This window comes from Vicinamibacterales bacterium (assembly GCA_036504215.1).
Classification (GTDB): Bacteria; Acidobacteriota; Vicinamibacteria; order Vicinamibacterales; family Fen-181; genus FEN-299.
In genome coordinates, this window is the sequence record DASXVO010000002.1 from 81,113 (window position 1) to 98,739 (window position 17,627).

The following is a 17,627-nucleotide window of genomic DNA, read 5'->3' on the forward strand; positions in this document are numbered from 1 at the left end:
CTCAGAACTCGAGTCGCGCCGACAGTTGCAGCCGCCGCGCCGGCTGTGCCGAGACAGGCTGACCGAAGAACGGCGAGCTGAGATTGCCCACGTAGCCGTTGTAGTTCACGCGATTCAACACGTTGAATGCGTCGACCCCGAGCGTCAGCTTCGCGCCTTCATCGCGCTTCTTGCCTTTTCTCAACTCGATCTCCCGAGACCAGCGCAGGTCGAGCCGGGCCGATCCCGGGCCCTCCAGGCTGTTGCGCGGCACTCCGGCCGGGCGGGCGTTCGCCGTGCCGTTGTTGTAGTCATCGCGCCCGGTCCGCAGGCTGTAGGGCCTGCCCGACCGCAGCGACAGGTTCACGCCCAGCCTGCACCACGACCAGGGCGTGAACGCGCCCATGACGTCGAACCGATGGCGCTCGTCGAACTCGGCGAGCGCCCACTCGCCGGTGAGGTCGTAGTCGTTGGCGGGGCGCGAGTTGATGCCGCTCGTGTCGTTCTGAGCGCGGCTCAACACGTACCGCACCGACCCGCCGAACAGGCGGCTCATCCGCCCGCGCAGCGTGAACTGGAGCGAGTGGCTCCATTGCCGTCCAACCGCTTCCATGTCGCGGATGGTGCCGTGCGTCGGATCCGGTCTCGTCAGGTAGAGCGGTGGCGGCGGCGCATTGATGTCGCGCGAGAGGAACAGATCCACGCCGCGAGTTCCGGTGTAGGTCACCGCCAGTGTCGTGGACTTGGCCAGTTGTTGTTCGACGCCGACGCCGAATTGCGCCGTGTAGGGCATGTGCACGGCTGGCGAGAACTGGACGAGACTCGTTGGTTGATTGGCAATCGTCGCGCCCGGCCCCAGCGGATCGGGGTAACCGGGATTGAGGATCGTGTAGCGAAGGAGATGGCCCTCCCTCGACTGCTCGACGTCGTGCATCGGTCCGGTGCCAGTCCGGTCGTAGAAGATCCCGAAGCCGCCCCGAACCACCGTGCGGGCGTTCGACCCGGGCGCCCAGGCGAACGAGATGCGGGACGCGACATTGTTGTTGTCGACGAAGAAGTTCTGCCAGTCGTACCGCAGGCCGATCGCCACCGACAGGTTTCGCCGGATGGCGATATCGTCCTGGACGAATGCGGCAAACACCTTCTGCAAGAACACCAGCCGGCCATCGCCTTGCTGTTGCGTGAAGACGTAGGGCCGGTTGTGGGCGTAGTCGTCCAGGCTGCTGAACGAGAACGTGCCGCCGAAATTGCCGCGGTCGTCGAACCGGCGTCGGCTCCAGTCCGGAATGCTCACGCCGGCCTTCACCGTGTGTTGTGTCCTGGACCAGGCGATCGTTTCGCTGAGCGTGAAGTGCCGCTCCTCCTTGAACTGGTCGACCTGGGCGCCGCCCCCGGTGAACGCGTCCTGCACGACGATCCGCCGGGCCTGATTCAGGCTCGTGTTCGTCTGGTGGTCGCCGCCGACGAGCAGTCGAAACTGGTTCACCAGCGTGCCGGTGAGCATCGCCCGATGGCTGAAGACGAGCTGCAGTTCGCGGTTCGCCGAATTCGACGCCGCGTCGGGTAGCGAGGTGCCGCCGACGCCTTCGTTTCGCGCGCTCTCGCTCTGATAGGTCACGCGGAACGACAACGTCTGCTTCTTCCCTTGTTGCCGGTTCACCGTGGCCGACACCTCGACGTTGCGCTGCGGGGTCGCCATCGTCAGACGAACCGGTCCTGCCGGATCCTGGGCGAACACGATGGCCTGTTGGTCGGTCTCCTCGCGATTGACCGACAGCATGAACGAGGTTGTCCGGCCGTCGAGGATCGGTCCGCTCAGCATGCCTTCGTAGATCCGCCGCTGTTCGGTGGGGCGCGTGTCGGAGAACGCGTTGCGCGCGTTCAACGCTCCATCGCGGAACGTGAGGTTGAACTCGCCGTGGTATGCCTCGGACCCGGCCTTCGTGATCACCTCGACGCGACCGCCGCCTGGCCGTGCATACTCCGCCGCATACGGATCCTGATTGATCTTGATCTGCTCGATCGCCGAGGCCGACACGCCGACCTTCCGACCCTCCATGCCGTCGACGACCAGCGTCGTGCCTCCCGTGCCGGCCGCACCAGGGTCGAGGAACGCCGACACGGCGTCCAGGTAGTTCCGGTCGAAGGCGGGCATGTCGGCGAGCATCTTCTTGTCGACCGACACGCCGTCGCGATTCTGCGTCGGATCGAGCGTGACGGCCGCCGAGTCGGTGGCGACCGTGACTTCCTGGGCGAGGCCGGCAATCTCGAGGGTCAGCTTCTGCCGCCCTGGTGCCCGGGAGCCCACGCGCACCTGCAAGGCCGTCGGCGTGAAACCCTGGAACTGCGCGCGGAGTTCGTACGTGCCCGCCGGCACATCGTCGAACCGGAAGAGGCCGCCGTCGTTGGTCGTGACCATTCGCGGCGGGCCGCCGATGCCGGCGACGACGGGCCGCAACGTGACCTCCGCGCCGGGAAGCATTCCGCCGGTCTGGTCTTGGACGTAGCCCGCCACCGGGACCGCCGGAGCGCCCGGCCTGGCCTGGGCGCCGGCGGGTGCCGACAGGGTGGCGAAACACAGGAGAATCGGCGCGATGAATCGTACTCCGAGGAGAGCGGCACGCACGGGCACGGTTTCTGTCATGACACGACACCACCTGGGGACGCGAACGGAAGGGTCAATTGAACGCAGAAAACGCCGTCCACCACGCTGGCGGTCACGGTTCCGCCAATCGCGCCAACGGCCTGTTGCACCAAGGTCAGGCCGAGGCCGCAGTGGCGACCGGTGTCGCCGCGTGCAGGATCCCCGCGCCAGAATCGCTCGAAGACGTGTGAGACATCGTTGCTCGAGAGGCGGCACCCGGTATTGGATACGGTCAGGGTCACCTGCTCCGGCAGCGTGACGGTCTCGATGTCGATGCGGCCGCCGTCATTCGTGTACTCCGCGGCATTTGCCGCGAGAGCGGTCAGCGCCATGAGCAGGATGCCGCGGTCGCCGGTGCACGCGGCGCCGGCGGGCACGCGGTTCGACACGACCAGGTGACGCGCCTCGATCGATTGCGCCAGCGGCCGCCACGCCGTCTCGACCAGTTCGGCCACCGAAACCGTGTCGGCGGCGATCGGCGTTTGCCGGCCCTCCATTCGCGTCAGCGCCAGCAACCGATCCACGAGCGTTTCGGTGTGCTGAAGGATCGCGAGGCATTCGGACAACGATTCTCGATACTCCGCCTGCTCACGCGGTCGAGCCAGCGCGACCTCGACGGTCGCGCGGAGGCCCGCCAGCGGCGTCCGCAGTTCGTGTGCGGCGTCCGCGGTGAACGCACGCTCGCGCGCGAACGCCTCGTCGAGACGCTGCAGGAGGCCGTTGAGCCGCTGGACGACGGGAGACAATTCCGAGGGCGGAGCATCCAGGGCGATCCGTGCGGACAGGTCGTTCTCGCCGATGGAGGCAATCTGCGCCGCCAGTTCGTCGAGCGGCCCGAGACCCCGGCGCACGATCAGGCCGGCCAGCAACAACGACAGGGCGATGGTGCCGCCCGTGCCCAGCCCCAGCAACCACTTCAACGCGGACATCTGGTCGTCGAGGGGGGCGCTGTCTCGGGCGACGACGACGATTACATGGCGCGGAGACGTGAGACGCGCACCTTCATCGTCTGTTCGGGGCACGAGGCGCGCGGTTGCCGCCCGACCACGCCGGCCGTTCGGCAGGCGGATCCTGCGGACCACCACGCCGTCGGCGGGTGCGTCAGGGCGGTCGAGACTCAACTCCCCGAGCGACGACGAGCGGGCGAGTACCTCGCCTGTGTTCCGCCAGACCTCGAAGTAGTCCGGATTGCGGGGTCGCCGGAACTCCGGCAGGTCGCGCTCGTCGACATCGACGCGGATCCCGCGAGCGTCCTGTTCGATCGCCCCGTTCACCGTGTGGAGCGTGGCGGCGAGTGCGGCGTCGAATCCCTCCCGCAACGAGCGTTCCATGACCTCGAAGACGAGCGCCGCGAACGCGATCAGGAGGACCGCCATTCCCCCGATGACCGACGCGAGCAGGCGGCCGCGCAGTGATCGCATCATCATGACGAGGCTCGCAATGAGTAGCCAGTGCCGCGGATGGTCTGGATCGCGGACGGCTGACCGGGGCGGTCGATCTTCCGCCGCAGGTAGCCGATGTAGACGTCTACCACGTTCGAGTCGGCCTCCGCGTTGAACTCGTAGACGTGTTCCCAGATGTCGGTTCGCGTGACCACCTGGCCGGCCCGCATCGCGAGATACTCGAGGAGGGCGTACTCGCGGGCAGTCAGACTCACCTCATCCCGACCGCGCCACACCCGCTGCCCGATCGTGTCGAGGCGCAGGTCGGCAACGGTCAACTCCGGATTCTTGGTGCAGTAGGCGCGGCGTGCCAGGGCACGCACGCGGGCGAGCAGTTCCTCCATGGCGAATGGCTTGACGAGGTAGTCGTCCGCTCCGAGGTCGAGCCCCCGCACCCGATCCTCCACGGTGTCCTTGGCCGTCAGGATCAGGACGTGCGCCGACCGACCCTGCTCCCGGATATTCGTGAGGAGCGTCAAGCCGTCCACGCGCGGCAGCATCAGGTCGAGCACGACGACGTCATAGTCGTTGTTGGAGGCGTACCAGAGGCCTTCCTCGCCGTCGCTCGCCGCGTCCACCGCGAACCCCGCTTCGCGCAGGCTCTTGGCGACCGCCTTCTGAATTGGCACGTAGTCCTCGACCACGAGCACCCGCATGCAGACTCCCTTCTTCGATGATGATCCTACAGATCGTTCAATGAGAATCCGATGAGAACCGCGCGAGGCCCGGGGGAATCCCGCTCGTCTTGCTTTTCGCCGAACCCGCGACGCACAATCTCCGGCATGTTCCGGATTGGCATTGACCTCGGCGGCACGAAGATCGAAGCGATTGCCCTGGCAGACGACGGGTCGATCCCGGTCCGGCTCAGGGTACCCACCCCACGGCAGGACTACCAAGGCACTCTCGACGCCATAGCCGGGCTCGTTCGCGAAGTGGAGTCGGCCATCGGCGGCCACCGGTGCACCGTCGGTATCGGCATGCCAGGCGTGGTCTCGCCCGCAACCGGGCTCGTCAAGAACGCCAACTCGACGTGGCTGATCGGACACGCGATCGAAGAGGAACTGGCGGCGCTCCTCCAGCGTCCGGTGCGTCTCGCGAATGACGCGAACTGCTTCGCGCTCTCGGAGGCCAGCGATGGGGCGGGCGCCGGCGCCGACTGCGTCTTCGGCGTCATCATCGGGACGGGAACCGGAGGGGGAGTCGTCGTCCACGGCCACCTGCTGACCGGCCGGAACGCCGTCGCGGGGGAGTGGGGGCACAACCCGCTCCCGTGGCCGACCGGGGCTGAGTCGCCGGGGCCGGCCTGCTACTGCGGGCGACACGGATGCATCGAGACGTTCATCTCGGGGCCCGGTCTCGCGCGCGACCATCGGGCGATGACGGGCGGCGCTGTCGATGCGGCGGAGATCGTCCGGTGCGCGGGACAGGGCGATGCCGCGGCGTCGGCGTCGCTCGCCCGTTATGAGCAGCGCATGGCCAGGTCGCTTGCCACCATCATCAACGTGCTCGATCCGGACGTCATCGTTCTCGGTGGCGGCATGTCGAAAGTCGAGCGGTTGTACCGGAACGTGCCGGGCCTCTGGGGTCCATTCGTCTTCTCGGACCGGGTGGACACCCGCCTCGTGCCGCCGGCCCATGGCGATTCGAGCGGCGTCCGCGGGGCCGCGTGGCTATGGCCCGCGTAGCGCTTCTCCTCCTGTTTCTCTGTCTGGCCGTTGGCGCGACGACGGCCGTGCCTCAATCGATCGACCGATCCGACAGGGCGGCGACGACTGCCACGCCGACGCGGGGCATCGGCAGCTATGCGGGCCTCGGACGGCTCTTTCGTGAACTGGCCGGGAGCACCGCGCAGGCGACACCTGAGCAGGCGGCCGCCCGGCTCTTCGACTTCGAACAGGTGGTGAGAGCGGTGGCCGGCGTCGGGCAAGCGTCCCGGCCCGGCAGTGCCCTCGAGGGCCACACGCTCGCCGAATACGCCGCCGCCTTCAACGGGCTGTCCACAATCCTCATTCCCACCGACCGCGCGGCGCGACGGCGGGACGACACGGCGTACCGCCTGCACAGCCTCGGGTACTCGGCCAAGGAGATCGCGGACATCCTGGCCGGACGCATCACACGCACGGCCCTCGACAACGCACAGAAGATGCTGATGACCGGGTCTCGGACCTCACTGGTATCCGACTATCTCGATCGAGAGTACGGCCGGCTGGCGGCACTCGCTCAGCGTCGGCAGGACGCCATCCGGAAGAACAGTCGACCGAATTCCTCGCCGCCTCCTGGCGCGGCGCAGGCCGATGCCTACGTGGTGCGATACGCCGCGGTGCATGGCGTGGACGCTGCGCTCGTGCGCGCCGTCATTGACTGCGAGTCGGGCTGGAATCCCGAGGCACGGTCGAAGGTGGGGGCGATCGGCCTGATGCAACTGATGCCGGGCACGGCGCGCCAACTCGGCGTCAATCCGCTCGACCCGGAGCAGAACGTCGAAGGCGGCGTGCGCTACCTGGCGGGCCTGCTGCGCATCTTCCGGACCAACGAACACGCGCTGATTGCGTACAACGCGGGTCCGGGGTTCGCCGATCGCTACGTGCACGGTCAGGCCGCGCTCTACGGTGAGACGCGCGAGTTCGTGAAGAACGTGTTGGAGAGGCTCGTGAGATGACGGGAGACGTCGGAAGATCGCGGCAGGCGATTCACAATCCGCGGTCAGGCAACCCGGGACAGGAGTGATTCGAGATAGCGCGACCGTACCTGTTGGCTCGCCAGCGCGCGCTTCACAGGCGGCAGTCGAAGGATGGCGCCGAGAATGGCCGCCATCGCACGGTGGCTCAGCAGCGCGCGGTTGTCGAAGATGAGATCCTGCAGCATGCCGCGTTCGATCGCCTGGAGCACCACCCGATGTGTGGACGTCACCGGAGTGATCACACGCGTCGGGCGCGGCTTCAGGCGCAGGCTGCTTTCAGGGCACGTGCCGACGCACACGCCGCAGCCCAGGCAGAGGTCCTCGGCGAGGCGTGCCGCCTTCTTGCGGGGCTTCTTCGGATCGTTGGCCGACACCAGCCCCAGTGCCTCCACTGGGCAGGCATCTACGCACTTCCCGCAGCCGTTGCAGGCGGACTCGGCGACGTTCAACACGAAATTGCTGGTGTGTACGGGGTGCAGGAATCCGAACCGCCGGGCCGCGACCAGCGCCTCGCAGCAGCATCCGCAACAATTGCAGATGAACGAGACGCGCTCGCGCGAGTTCTCACCGAATTGAATCAGGCGCCGGTCGCGCGCCTGCTGCAGCAGGTCGAGGCACTCGGCTGCGTCCACTTGCCGTGCCACGCGGTGTCGGACCAGCGACGATGCGACGGAATTGAACGTCATGCAGATGTTCATCGGCGCGTCGCACGCCCGGCCGACGTGCTGCATCTTGTGCCGGCAGTAGCAGATCCCGACGCCGATCGTCCGTGCCGTCTTCGCCACCTCGCTGGCGCGCTCGTAGTCCAGGACGTGGAGTGACAAATCGGCGGGCACCGCGCCTTCGTTCACGAAGACCCGTCCCATCCTGGTCTGTCCCTTGCCGAACAGATCGCGAATGAACTCCTCTTCGACGTTCAGGTACTGGTAGAGGAGTTCGGCCAGCAGCTTCTGGTCAAGGTCCTCGCGCACCCTCATCATCGAGAACTCGAAGAACCCGGCCATCGGAGGCGGCAGCACGTAGGTGCGTTCGCCGCTTCGATGTTCGACGTCGAGCAGGATCGCCCGATCGCTCAAGGCATCGAGCACGCGCTGCGTCTCCGCGACGGGCATCTTCCATCGGTCCGCGGCGTCTGCCGCGCTGAAGGGCCTGATTGGCAGTTGCGCGACGAGACCGGCCTCGCGCTCCGTGAAGAGCATCTTCAAGATGGCGAACAGCAGATCGGCGGGCGGGGCCCCCTGCGGAAACCGGTTGAGGCGCTCGGAGAGGCCCTGATACGCCGAGCGGAGGGTCTGGTGAGACATGGGGTCTCCACACGGGAGGAGCCAGAGGTCAGGAGCCAGAATCCAGGAGCCAGTGACAGCGCCCTGGCTCCCGACTCCTGACGCCTTCTACTTGAGCGCCTCCTCACCTCCGAACTCGCGGTCCGCCCGGAGTTCGTTGAGGATTGTCTTGTCGTCCACCGAGTCGACGCCGCGGACCATCCGGCTCAGGACGGCGCCGACACCGGGGCCCAGCATGTAGCCCTGGCCGCACATCCCTTCGGCGTGCACGTAGCCCTCGACAACCTTCGACCAGCCGATGATCGGCGAGCCGTCCGGGGTCATGGGGTACAGGCCACGCCACGTCCGCCGAACCTTGATGTTGCCGAGCTTCGGCAGCAGGCCGACCATCCGTGTCGCGATCTGCGGCAGGAAGTCCGAGGTCTCGCGCCGGTCGGTTCCCACGACGGGCGGATCCGGCGTGATGCAGAAGACGACGCCGCCCGGCTTGTGCTGGTAGAAGTAGTAGTTGCGTGCGCCTTCCGTCGGCCGGATGTCCACGAGCATCGGCGTCAGGAAGCGGGCAACCGGCTCGGTGATGCCGGCCTCGTGGCTGTCGGGGACGACCGGCGTGTCGAGGCCGACCGACTGCGCGAGCGGACGCGCCCACGCGCCGCTGGCGTTGATGATGGTCTCGGTCGCGTAGCCGCCCTTGTCGGTGCGGACGCCAACGACTCCGCCCTTGCGTTTGATGATGCCCGTCACCCGCTCGCCGAACCGGAACTGCACGCCCAGTTCCACCGCGCGACGGTAGAAGGCCGCCGACGACATCATCGGAGAGGCCGATCCGTCTTCGGGTGAGAAGGTGCCGCCGCGCAGCCCCTCGCGGTTGATGTCCGGGGCGAGCGCGACGACGTCGTCACGATCGAGCCACCGGATGTTCAGGCCGTAGCTCAGCTGGATCTTCAGCAGATCCTTGAGTGCGCGTTCCTCCTGCTCGCGGTACGCGACGAAGAGATACCCGCCCTGGAACCACTCGATGTCGTCGCCGTGGCGCTGCTCCCAGGTGGAGAAGATGCGCAGCGACTCGAGGCACACTCGGATCTTTCCCGGCGCCGAATGGGTCGCGCGGATGCCACCGATGGCCGCCTTGTTGCTGCCCTGGCCCGGGCCCGGGAACTGGTCGATGACCAGCGTGGACACCCCGGCTTCGGCGAGAAACATCGCGGTCGGCAGCCCGACGCTCCCCGCGCCGATGACAATCGCGTCGTAGACCTGCGCGCTCATCACATGCCTCCTTCGTGGGCGTCGGTTGCGTGCCGCTTGGGCACGTCCTTGATCGGAGCCTCGCCAGCCACCACGCCTGCAAAGGCGGCGAGCGGGACCTCCATGAACAACGGCCGACGCGTCAGGTCGGTGACCTGGTCGGCCGGAACGCCCTCTTCGCGGAAGATGCGCTTGATCAGATTCGGGCACGTCTTGCCGCCGCACGCGCCCATCCCGCACCGCGTGACGGCCTTCAGATGGTTCATGTCGCGGATGCCCGTCCGGATCAGGCGGCGCAACTCCTTCGCCGTGACCCGCTCGCACCGGCACACGATCTCGTCGTCGCCAATCGACTGCTCGAAGCGGTCGGCGTTCTCGGCTTGCCATGGCTCCTGCACGCGAATGCCCGCGATGCGGGTCGCGATGTCCGCCGGGGCGGCCACACGCACGAGCAGCGCGCGGTCGGCCTCCCGCGGCGCCCGGACCCGGGTGACCTCGACGTTGCCGAGCACCGCGCCTTCGCTGTCCAGGACGGTGACCGCGTCGCCCTTCTTGATCCGCTTCGCTGAGAATTCGTACGGGATGACGACGGTCGGCTGCTCCTGGCTCTTTCGGAAATCGATGAGCGTGATCGCGAGGCCGGGGCAGATGGCGACGCACTTCTCGCACCCGTCGCACAGGTCGCCGACGAACTCCGGCAGCCCCATCACATCGTCGCCATCAATCCTGATGGCGTGATTCGGGCAGATCGATGTGCAGGGATTGCACGGGATCTCCTGCGCGCAGTGAAATACGGGGAACACTCCGCTTCGCGTGTCCGGCAGGTCCTCGGTGATGGTCATGCCAGGGCGCGACTTGAGGACCTCTGCCGTGCGATGCCACTCGGGCGGCACCTCGCCCACGTCGCGGCCGAGGCGCTTCGCGATTTCGAGTCCGCGGATGCGGCCGGTGAACATCGCCGCCGACGCTTCGGCAATCTCCTCCGAATCGCCCGCTGCGACCGCCGGAAGACCGAACTCGTTCGCCTTGTGGAGGAACTCGTCCACCGGATCGAGGCCGACCGCGACGAGGACAGTGTCGCACTCGAAGCGCTTCTCGGTGCCGGGGATCGGCTTCCACTTCTTGTCAATCTGCGCGATGGTGACGGCCTCGACCTCGTCCTTGCCTTCGGCGCGCAGGATGGTGTGCGACGTGTAGACCGGTACGCCCATTCGCACCAGCTTGTCCTTGTGGACCTTGTAGCCGCCGCACTCGGGCAGCGCCTCGCACAGGCCGACGACCCCGATGCCCGCCTGCAGCGCGTGGTAGCCGGCAATCAGGCCGACGTTCCCGCCGCCGATGATGAACAGGCGCTCGGTCGGCCGCACCATGTCGCGGTTGACGAGCGTCTGGAACGCACCCGCGCCGTAGACGCCCGGCAGCGTGTTGCCCGGGAACACCAGCGACTTCTCTCGCGCGCCGGCGGTGACGAGCAGAATGTCGGGACGGACGATGAAGTACTGCTGGTTGTCGCGGAGGACGCCAACGCGGCGGTCCGAGAAGACCGAGAGCACGGTCGAGTTCAACCAGATTCGGATGCTCTCGTAGCCGCGGACCTCGTTCTCGAGCTTCGTGGCGATGTCGATGCCGCGCGTGCCCGCATGGCAGGCTTCAATCGATCCGAAGAACTTGTGGGTCTGCAGGACGAGCTTTCCGCCCAGCCGGTGCTTGTCGTCCACGATCAGCGCCCGCACGCCCGCCTTCGCGAGTTCGATCGCGGCCGTCAGGCCGGCCGGGCCGCCGCCGATGATCAGGCACTCGACCTCCACGGTCTCGATCGGGTGCGTGCCAGGCGTGCCGGTCACGTCGGGAAGGACGGGCAGGCCGTCGAGCGGCTGCACCTGCATCCCGGGGTGAACGACGACCATGCACGACTTCACGGGCAGGCCGTTGGCGACGACCGTGCACTGGGCACACTGGCCATTGGCGCAAAAGATGCCCTGCGGCGCACCATCCTTGGGATGATGGCCGAACGTCCGGACGCCGTTCGCGAACAGCGCCGACGCGATGGTCTCGCCGGGCCGCGCCTGGAACGGCTGCCCCTGCCACGAAAACGGCACGTCGGCCGCTTGGGCGACAGGGAGAATTGGATGCTCATGAATACGATGATCAGCCACGGGTATGACTCCTCACCACGCTCGGAGATGACTGGAAGGAGAAGAGCGTGAGTGCACCGACTGGAACAGTGGAGGAACACTCGACCGCACGCATCGGCGGCCGGCTGTGGGGGCGACCCTGGTGGGTCGGAACCGGGCTCGTTTCGACGGTCACCAGAAGGAAAGGATAGCACAGGGGAAGGAGGACGGAGGACGGCGCTGTGCTAGACTCCCGGGCGTGCCCGAAGGAGTGAACTACGCGAAAGCACGCCGGCACTTGATGCGGGCCGATCCGGTCCTCGCGGCGATCGTCGAGAAGCACGGCGCCTGCGGTCTGGCGCAGCGGTCGTCGGAACCCCGCCTGGCGGCGCTCGCGCGGGCTCTGGTCTCGCAGCAGTTGTCGGTGAAGGCCGCGGCGACGATCTTCGCGCGGTTCCTGGCGCTGTTCCCCGATGCTGGCTTTCCAGCCCCCGAAGCCGTTCTTGCCGTTCCCGTGGAACAACTCCGTGCGGTAGGCCTGAGCCGGCAGAAAGCCGGATACCTGCAGGACCTCTGCGGACGCGTCGCGGCCGGAACGCTGCTGCTCGATGAGCTCGATGCCGTGCCGGACGAAGAGGTCATGGCCACGCTCACGGCGGTCAAGGGCATCGGCCGGTGGACCGCGGAGATGATCCTCATCTTCCAGCTCGAGAGGCCAGACATCCTGCCGGTGGACGATGTGGGATTGCTTCGGGCGATACAAAGGGTGTACGGTCTGCGCCGACGCCCGTCGGCGGCGCAGGTCCTTCGACTGGGTGAGAAATGGCGCCCCTACCGGTCGGTCGCGTCGTGGTATCTGTGGACGTCTCTCGATTCCTGACTCTTGGCTGTCCTATGTCGGTGTCACTCGAACAACTGCGGAACGAATTCGATCGCTGGGCACGCGAAGGGCGCGGCGAGCAGATGAAGGATGGCCACCTCGCGGTGACCGAGCAGATCATCGGGATGATGCGTCTGCGGCCCGACAGCCGTGTGCTCGATCTGGGGTGCGGCAGCGGGTGGGCGACCCGGCTGCTGGCGGCCCATGTCCAGGACGGGGTGGCCGTGGGCCTCGACGTGTCGGAGGAGATGGTCCGCCAGGCGCGCAACCACGGGGCGGTGCCGCCCAACGCCAACTTCCGCGTCCTCACGGGTCCGCGGTTTCCGTTCCATGACGGCGTGTTCACCCACTGCCTGTCGATCGAATCGCTCTACTACCACCCGGATATCACGGCTTCGCTCCGCGAAGTCCACCGCGTCCTCGCGCGCGGCGGCCGGGCCTTCCTGATGATGAATTTCTTCCAGGAGAACCCCTACGTCCACCACTGGGCGGGGCTGCTGAGCGTGCCGGTGCATCTGTGGAGCGCGCTCGACTATTGCGACGCGGCCCACGAGGCCGGCTTTGCGGAGTGCAGGCACCTGACGATTCCCGATCCGACGCCGGTGGCGCCCGACTACCGGGGTCCGCACTACGGCGACGCCGAGAAGATGCGCGCCGCCCGCGCGATCGGGGCGCTCGTGGTCATCGCGCAGAAGTAGCCACCGAGCCACAGGGAAGGCAGACGCTCCTCTGTGACCCGGTGCCTCCGTGGCGAGCCTACCGCTTGGGCATCTCCGCTGGCGTCGCGACCGCGGCCAGGAAGGCAATCGGTTCGCCCTTGGTGGTTGGCGGCGTGCCGATCACGTAGAGGATCTCGCCCGCGAACGGCGCTCGGATCTCCTCGACGGTCGTTCCTGCGAAATCCGTGATCCGGCCGATCAACGCGCCTTCCGCGACGGTGTGGCCGCGCTCCACGGCGGGGTAGAAGATGCCCGTGTGCTGGCTGTTGATTACCAGATTTCGCCCGAGGAACACGGGGTGCTCGATTGGATCCGGACCGGTGGTCCGCATCTTCAGATGGCGCAGCACGCCCGCCACGCCCCGTTCGATCCGCTGAATCGACTCCTCGTCGCTCTGGCCCATCGCGCCGGACTCAATCGTCATCCCCGCCTTGCCGCGCGTGATCGCGGTGTTCTCGAGATAGAGCGACGCCGCCGGATCGGTCGGACGTCCGTTGTCGAGCACAATGTGATCGAGGCCGAATGCGAGCGTCAACTGGCGAATCGACTCGACGAGGGCCGGCGACGCGTTGATCGTCCAGTAGAGATACGGCCGCAGCGACTCGTTCGCATCGCCGCAGTGCAGGTCGATCAGATACTGCGTGTGGTCGATGATTTCGCGCGTGATGACGTCGGCAATCCGTTCCGAGATCGTGCCGTCGGCCTTGCCCGGGAAGACACGGTTCAGGTTCTTGTGGTCCCCCGGGGTGTAGTAGATCGCCCGGCCGAGGAACGCCGGCATGTTTGCGACGTGCACCATGACGACGGTGCCCGACAGGTCCTTGGGATCGATGGAGGCCCGCAGTCGCTGCAGTGCGAGGACCGGCGGATACTCCGCGCCGTGGGTGGCGGCCACCAGCGTCAGCACGGGCCCCGCCTTCGCGCCATTGAGAATCGAGAAGGGAATCGTCGTCCCGCCGTCGGCGCCACGCGCCGGCACCGTCAGCTCGCCCGACACCTTCGTTCCCGGCTGCGCGGTCACGCCGCCGATCGTGAACGGAGTCTGTGCCGCAACGCTCGTCGCGAGCGCGAGTACGGCGATCGACAACACGGACATCGAGAAACGCGTACGCATGTGTCCTCCACGGGAGCCAAACGGTACAGCCACGATCCGGAGAGCGCCTGATTGTCTCTGCTGGGAGCGGGCACAAGTCTAGCGAATTCCTACGTTCTCATCCAGCCCGCCGTGTTGTGGAAGTTGACGACGGCCTGCCCCGGGCGGTTGATCGTGTCGCAGGCGTCCCGCTGGGCGTCCGTCAGCATCATGGTCAGCACCGGCAGCACGTCCTCGAGCTGCGCCCGTGTTCGCGGGCCGACGATGGGTGAGGTGATGCCGGGTTGGTCCTTGCACCAGAGCAGGGCGAGTTGGCCCGGCGAGAGTCCGTGCTCGCGCGCCAGGGCCACGAATTGCCCGCCAGCGGCGATCCCCGCCGGCGTGACCCGCCGGGAGTAGATGCTGTTCGGCTGCCTGGCCGCGCGCGAGTCGGGCGGCAGCGCTCCGGCTGCCGGGTACCGTCCGGCGAGCACGCCCTGCGCGATCGGAGCCCAGGGAAGGATCGCCAGGTTGTAACGGATGGCGAGCGGCAGCAATTCGTTCTCGATTCGCCGATCGAGCAGGTTGTACGGTGGCTGCTCGCTCATGTAGCGCGCGAACCCGTGACGCTCGCTCATGGCGAGGGCTTCCATCACCATCCAGGCCGGATGCGTCGAGCATCCGATGTAGCGCACCTTGCCCGCCCGAACCAAATCGGTCAGTGCGCCCAGCGTCTCCTCGATCGGAATCTCCGGGCTGGGTCGATGGATCTGATAGAGGTCGATGTAGTCGGTGCCGAGCCGCCGAAGTGACGCGTCGCACGCCTCCAGGATGTGGTGGCGCGAATTGCCTGCGTCGTTTGGGCCGTCACCCGTCCGGCCGTGGACCTTCGTGGCGAGGATCACCTGATGTCGTCGCCCCGCGAGCGTCCTGCCGACCACTTCTTCGGATCGCCCGCCGTGATAGGTATCCGCCGTATCGATCACGTTGATGCCGGCGCCGAGCGCCGCGTCCACGATCCGTCCCGCCTCCTCGTCTGGCGTCGGCCCGCCGAAGTTCAAGGTGCCCAGAGTGAGCGGCGACACACGCACGCCAGTTCGGCCGAGAAGGCGGTATTCCATGGCGAGATTATGGCCCACACGGACAGCGGGAAGGAAATAGCGAGGAGGAAAGGATGAAAGAGATCACTGCTGGACGGTCACGCGGAACGTGACGGAGCGGTTGTAGGTCCTGTCGTCATCGCTCATCTCGGAGCGGAGCGGCTGACTGGCGCCGACCCCCTGCGTCGCCGGCCTGAGGCCGCGCAGTCCCCTGGCCTCCAGCGCCGATTGCACCCGTTCGGCCCGCGCCAGGGAGAGCCGCACGTTGATCCCTTCCGAGCCTGTTCCGTCCGTGTGTCCGATCACGTCCACCCTGACGGCGATTCCAGCCTGGAGCACAACGGCGGCAAGTTCCTGGAGTACCGAGACCGCCTGGTCGAGCGTCGCGCCCTCGCCGGGCAGCAGTTCGGTTGTCCCGACGCCGAAGCGAAGGACGATCGTCTCCACGCGGCGTTGGACCGTGCCGATGGCGGCGAGCCCCTCGTCCCCCAGTCGACTGGCGTCGAATCCGAGCACGCCGGGAATCGTCACGGCGCGCTCGCCGGCCGCCGCGATCCAGCGATGAGGTGCCGACCCGCGCGCAGACAGCATGCCGCCGGACAGGGCAAGGGTCACCGATGCCGGCGCCTGCAAAACCGCGCGTGCCCGCGCCTGGACAATCGAAGGCTCTTGTGACACGTACCGTTCCCAACGGCTCGAGACGCGGGTTGCGTCAAGACCGCAGTCGGCGAGAAGCGCGACCGGATCGGCCGCGTACGGATCCACGAACCCCGCGATCGACGACCGCCGCACTCCTCCGTGCTCGCTGACCACGAGGACACCAGGCTCTCGGTCCAGCCGGGCGAGGTAGGCGTCCCAGCGCCGGCCCGCGCGCAGCGAGATCGCGAGCCAGATGGCGACGAGCAGCAGGACGACCGCCCCCACCACCGCGGGCGCGAGCCAGTAGCTTCGTTCGCCCCTGCCGGCGACCTGCAGTTGCAGGCAGCCCTCGAGGTGGTGGCGGGCGTCCTCGAACGGTGTGGCGTCTCCGGAGAACGCCTCGAAGGCCTGGCCGAGCTCGAGTTCGATCACCTCGAGGGCATCGCGCAGCACGCCGCGGAGCCCCGTGGGCGGAGTGCCCCGGACGACCGCAGCCACGTAGGCGTGCTCCGCCTGCTCGACCCACACCGTCAGGTCGCCGACCCGCATCGTGTCGACGGCCTGCTCGGCGTCGACCGAGAACGAATCGCGGACGAAGTCCTGGATCGCGGTCAGCATCCCGGACACGAGGTCTGCGTCCAGGCCGAACCCTGTGTCGGCGGCGACGTGCTGGAGCAGCAGCCCGGTCTTGCGGTGGACGAGGAAGACCTGCTCGACGCGAAACACGAGGCTGTGGCTGAGCACCACCTCGGCGAATGGCCTGCCGGTCCGCCACGCCTGGAACCGCCAACGCAGCGCCCGGACCGAGACGCTGTGCTGGAGCACCTGGTTGAACGAGTCCACGACGGTGCGAAGCGCCTCGGCGATGGCGCGACGGATAGCCGGCCCCATGGCCGGCGACAGCGCCGCGGCAACCTGCCTGCGGTTCTTCTTGATGGACGCGGCGAGGGCTTCGTCGAGGACGGCCGACAACGCAAGGCCGAGACGATTGTCGCGGCGGGCGGCCCGGGCGAGGGATTCGGGCAGGACAGCGCTCAGCTCTGCCGCGCGAACGTCGGGGTCGCCGAGGCGATGCTCGAGTCGGGCCAGCCTGTCCCGCTCAACGGTGAGGACCAGCTGCCGCAACTGCTCGAGCTCGTCCGACCCGACCGGCGGGCTCGCGCCGCCGGCCGCGGAGCCGGTGTCCGCGCCGGGCGACTCGCTCACGGCTTGGCACCGTCCTCGATCGGCAGCGACAGCTCGTCGGCCAGGCGCATCGCCACCTCGTGAAGGATGCCGGCCACGGCCTTGCGGTCGGCCTTTTCGTCACGGAGTTCCTCGACCGCTCGACGCAGGGCGGCGGTCAGGTCGTCCGCCCGGCGCTGGATCTCGTTGTCGAGTCGGTTGGCCTGAGCGAGCAGTTGCTGGCGCAGGTCGCGTTCCGCCGCGGTGGAGTGCTCGCCGAATTGCACCAGGTCCTTGCGCAGGCTCTTCGCGGCCTCGTCGATCTTCGCCAGGGACTCCCCGTCGCCGTTCTCGCGCTCCTTGACCTCGGCGCGCAGCCGCTCGTTGAGCGAATCGATCTCGTTGCGGGCGTAGGCTTCGAGGTTCGCGAGGCCGCGCTTGAGTTCCTCGCGAAGCTCGGTCACCCGCTTGGGCATCTCTTCTTCCAGCCTCGCGAGCCGTTTGTCCATGCCCCGGCTCTGGGCCCCGAAGAGGATCTCTCTGACCTGATCGAGGTTGCCGCTGCCGAGCACCTCGGTGCCGCCTTCGCGCGCCATGGCCGGAGGTCGCTCGGTCGTTCCCTTGTCGCCTGCCGTCTTGTTCTGCGTCTTGTCCATCGAGGCCGCT

General features: G+C 67.5%; 14 protein-coding genes. 4 read left to right on the forward strand and 10 right to left on the reverse strand.

What is annotated here, in order from left to right; all coding sequences use genetic code 11:
- Position 1: 1 nt before the first annotated feature.
- From VGK32_00500 to VGK32_00510, 3 genes are read right to left on the reverse strand one after another with little or no spacing between them, the layout of a single operon-like run.
- Positions 2 to 2,623: a carboxypeptidase regulatory-like domain-containing protein gene (locus tag VGK32_00500; GenBank protein HEY3380211.1), complete on the reverse strand. Its 2,622-nt coding sequence runs from the start codon at positions 2,621 to 2,623 to the stop codon at positions 2 to 4.
- Positions 2,620 to 4,050 carry an ATP-binding protein gene (locus VGK32_00505; GenBank protein HEY3380212.1) on the reverse strand — a complete coding sequence of 477 codons (1,431 nt, stop codon included), beginning with the start codon at positions 4,048 to 4,050 and terminating at the stop codon, positions 2,620 to 2,622. The genes VGK32_00500 and VGK32_00505 overlap by 4 nt, the downstream gene beginning before the upstream one ends.
- On the reverse strand, positions 4,047 to 4,721 hold the full coding sequence (locus VGK32_00510) for a response regulator transcription factor (GenBank protein HEY3380213.1): 675 nt from the start codon (positions 4,719 to 4,721) through the stop codon (positions 4,047 to 4,049). The genes VGK32_00505 and VGK32_00510 overlap by 4 nt, the downstream gene beginning before the upstream one ends.
- 126 nt (positions 4,722 to 4,847) lie before the next feature.
- Here VGK32_00510 and VGK32_00515 point away from each other — a divergent pair, with 126 nt between their 5' ends.
- Both VGK32_00515 and VGK32_00520 read left to right on the forward strand, forming a co-directional pair.
- Complete coding sequence (locus tag VGK32_00515) at positions 4,848 to 5,750, forward strand: ROK family protein (protein ID HEY3380214.1); 903 nt, start codon at positions 4,848 to 4,850, stop codon at positions 5,748 to 5,750.
- Positions 5,738 to 6,724, forward strand: coding sequence for a lytic transglycosylase domain-containing protein (locus VGK32_00520; protein HEY3380215.1), 987 nt, complete (start codon positions 5,738 to 5,740; stop codon positions 6,722 to 6,724). The genes VGK32_00515 and VGK32_00520 overlap by 13 nt, the downstream gene beginning before the upstream one ends.
- A gap of 44 nt (positions 6,725 to 6,768) precedes the next feature.
- Here VGK32_00520 and VGK32_00525 read toward each other — a convergent pair whose 3' ends face one another.
- From VGK32_00525 to VGK32_00535, 3 genes are all read right to left on the reverse strand, one after another.
- A complete protein-coding gene (locus VGK32_00525) occupies positions 6,769 to 8,049 on the reverse strand; it encodes a 4Fe-4S dicluster domain-containing protein (GenBank protein HEY3380216.1) in 1,281 nt (426 codons plus the stop codon).
- A gap of 87 nt (positions 8,050 to 8,136) precedes the next feature.
- The gene (locus VGK32_00530) at positions 8,137 to 9,294 is read right to left on the reverse strand and encodes an FAD-dependent oxidoreductase (protein HEY3380217.1); all 1,158 of its coding nucleotides are present in this window, start codon (positions 9,292 to 9,294) and stop codon (positions 8,137 to 8,139) included.
- Positions 9,294 to 11,429 (reverse strand): FAD-dependent oxidoreductase, encoded by a 2,136-nt coding sequence (locus VGK32_00535; protein HEY3380218.1) that lies wholly within the window; start codon positions 11,427 to 11,429, stop codon positions 9,294 to 9,296. Before VGK32_00535 ends, VGK32_00530 begins: the two co-directional genes overlap by 1 nt.
- 217 nt (positions 11,430 to 11,646) lie before the next feature.
- Between VGK32_00535 and VGK32_00540 the strand changes: the two genes are divergently transcribed.
- Positions 11,647 to 12,267 (forward strand): DNA-3-methyladenine glycosylase, encoded by a 621-nt coding sequence (locus tag VGK32_00540; protein HEY3380219.1) that lies wholly within the window; start codon positions 11,647 to 11,649, stop codon positions 12,265 to 12,267.
- A gap of 14 nt (positions 12,268 to 12,281) precedes the next feature.
- A complete protein-coding gene (locus tag VGK32_00545; protein HEY3380220.1) occupies positions 12,282 to 12,965 on the forward strand; it encodes a methyltransferase domain-containing protein in 684 nt (227 codons plus the stop codon).
- 58 nt (positions 12,966 to 13,023) lie between these two features.
- Here VGK32_00545 and VGK32_00550 read toward each other — a convergent pair whose 3' ends face one another.
- The 4 genes from VGK32_00550 to VGK32_00565 all read right to left on the reverse strand — a co-directional run bounded on the left by VGK32_00550 (position 13,024) and on the right by VGK32_00565 (position 17,617).
- Positions 13,024 to 14,100 (reverse strand): M14 family metallopeptidase, encoded by a 1,077-nt coding sequence (locus VGK32_00550; GenBank protein HEY3380221.1) that lies wholly within the window; start codon positions 14,098 to 14,100, stop codon positions 13,024 to 13,026.
- 89 nt (positions 14,101 to 14,189) lie between these two features.
- Positions 14,190 to 15,179, reverse strand: a complete 990-nt coding sequence (locus VGK32_00555; GenBank protein HEY3380222.1) for an aldo/keto reductase — start codon at positions 15,177 to 15,179, stop codon at positions 14,190 to 14,192.
- 63 nt (positions 15,180 to 15,242) lie between these two features.
- Complete coding sequence (locus VGK32_00560; GenBank protein ID HEY3380223.1) at positions 15,243 to 17,003, reverse strand: OmpA family protein; 1,761 nt, start codon at positions 17,001 to 17,003, stop codon at positions 15,243 to 15,245.
- A complete protein-coding gene (locus VGK32_00565; protein ID HEY3380224.1) occupies positions 17,000 to 17,617 on the reverse strand; it encodes a hypothetical protein in 618 nt (205 codons plus the stop codon). The genes VGK32_00560 and VGK32_00565 overlap by 4 nt, the downstream gene beginning before the upstream one ends.
- Positions 17,618 to 17,627: the final 10 nt, after the last annotated feature.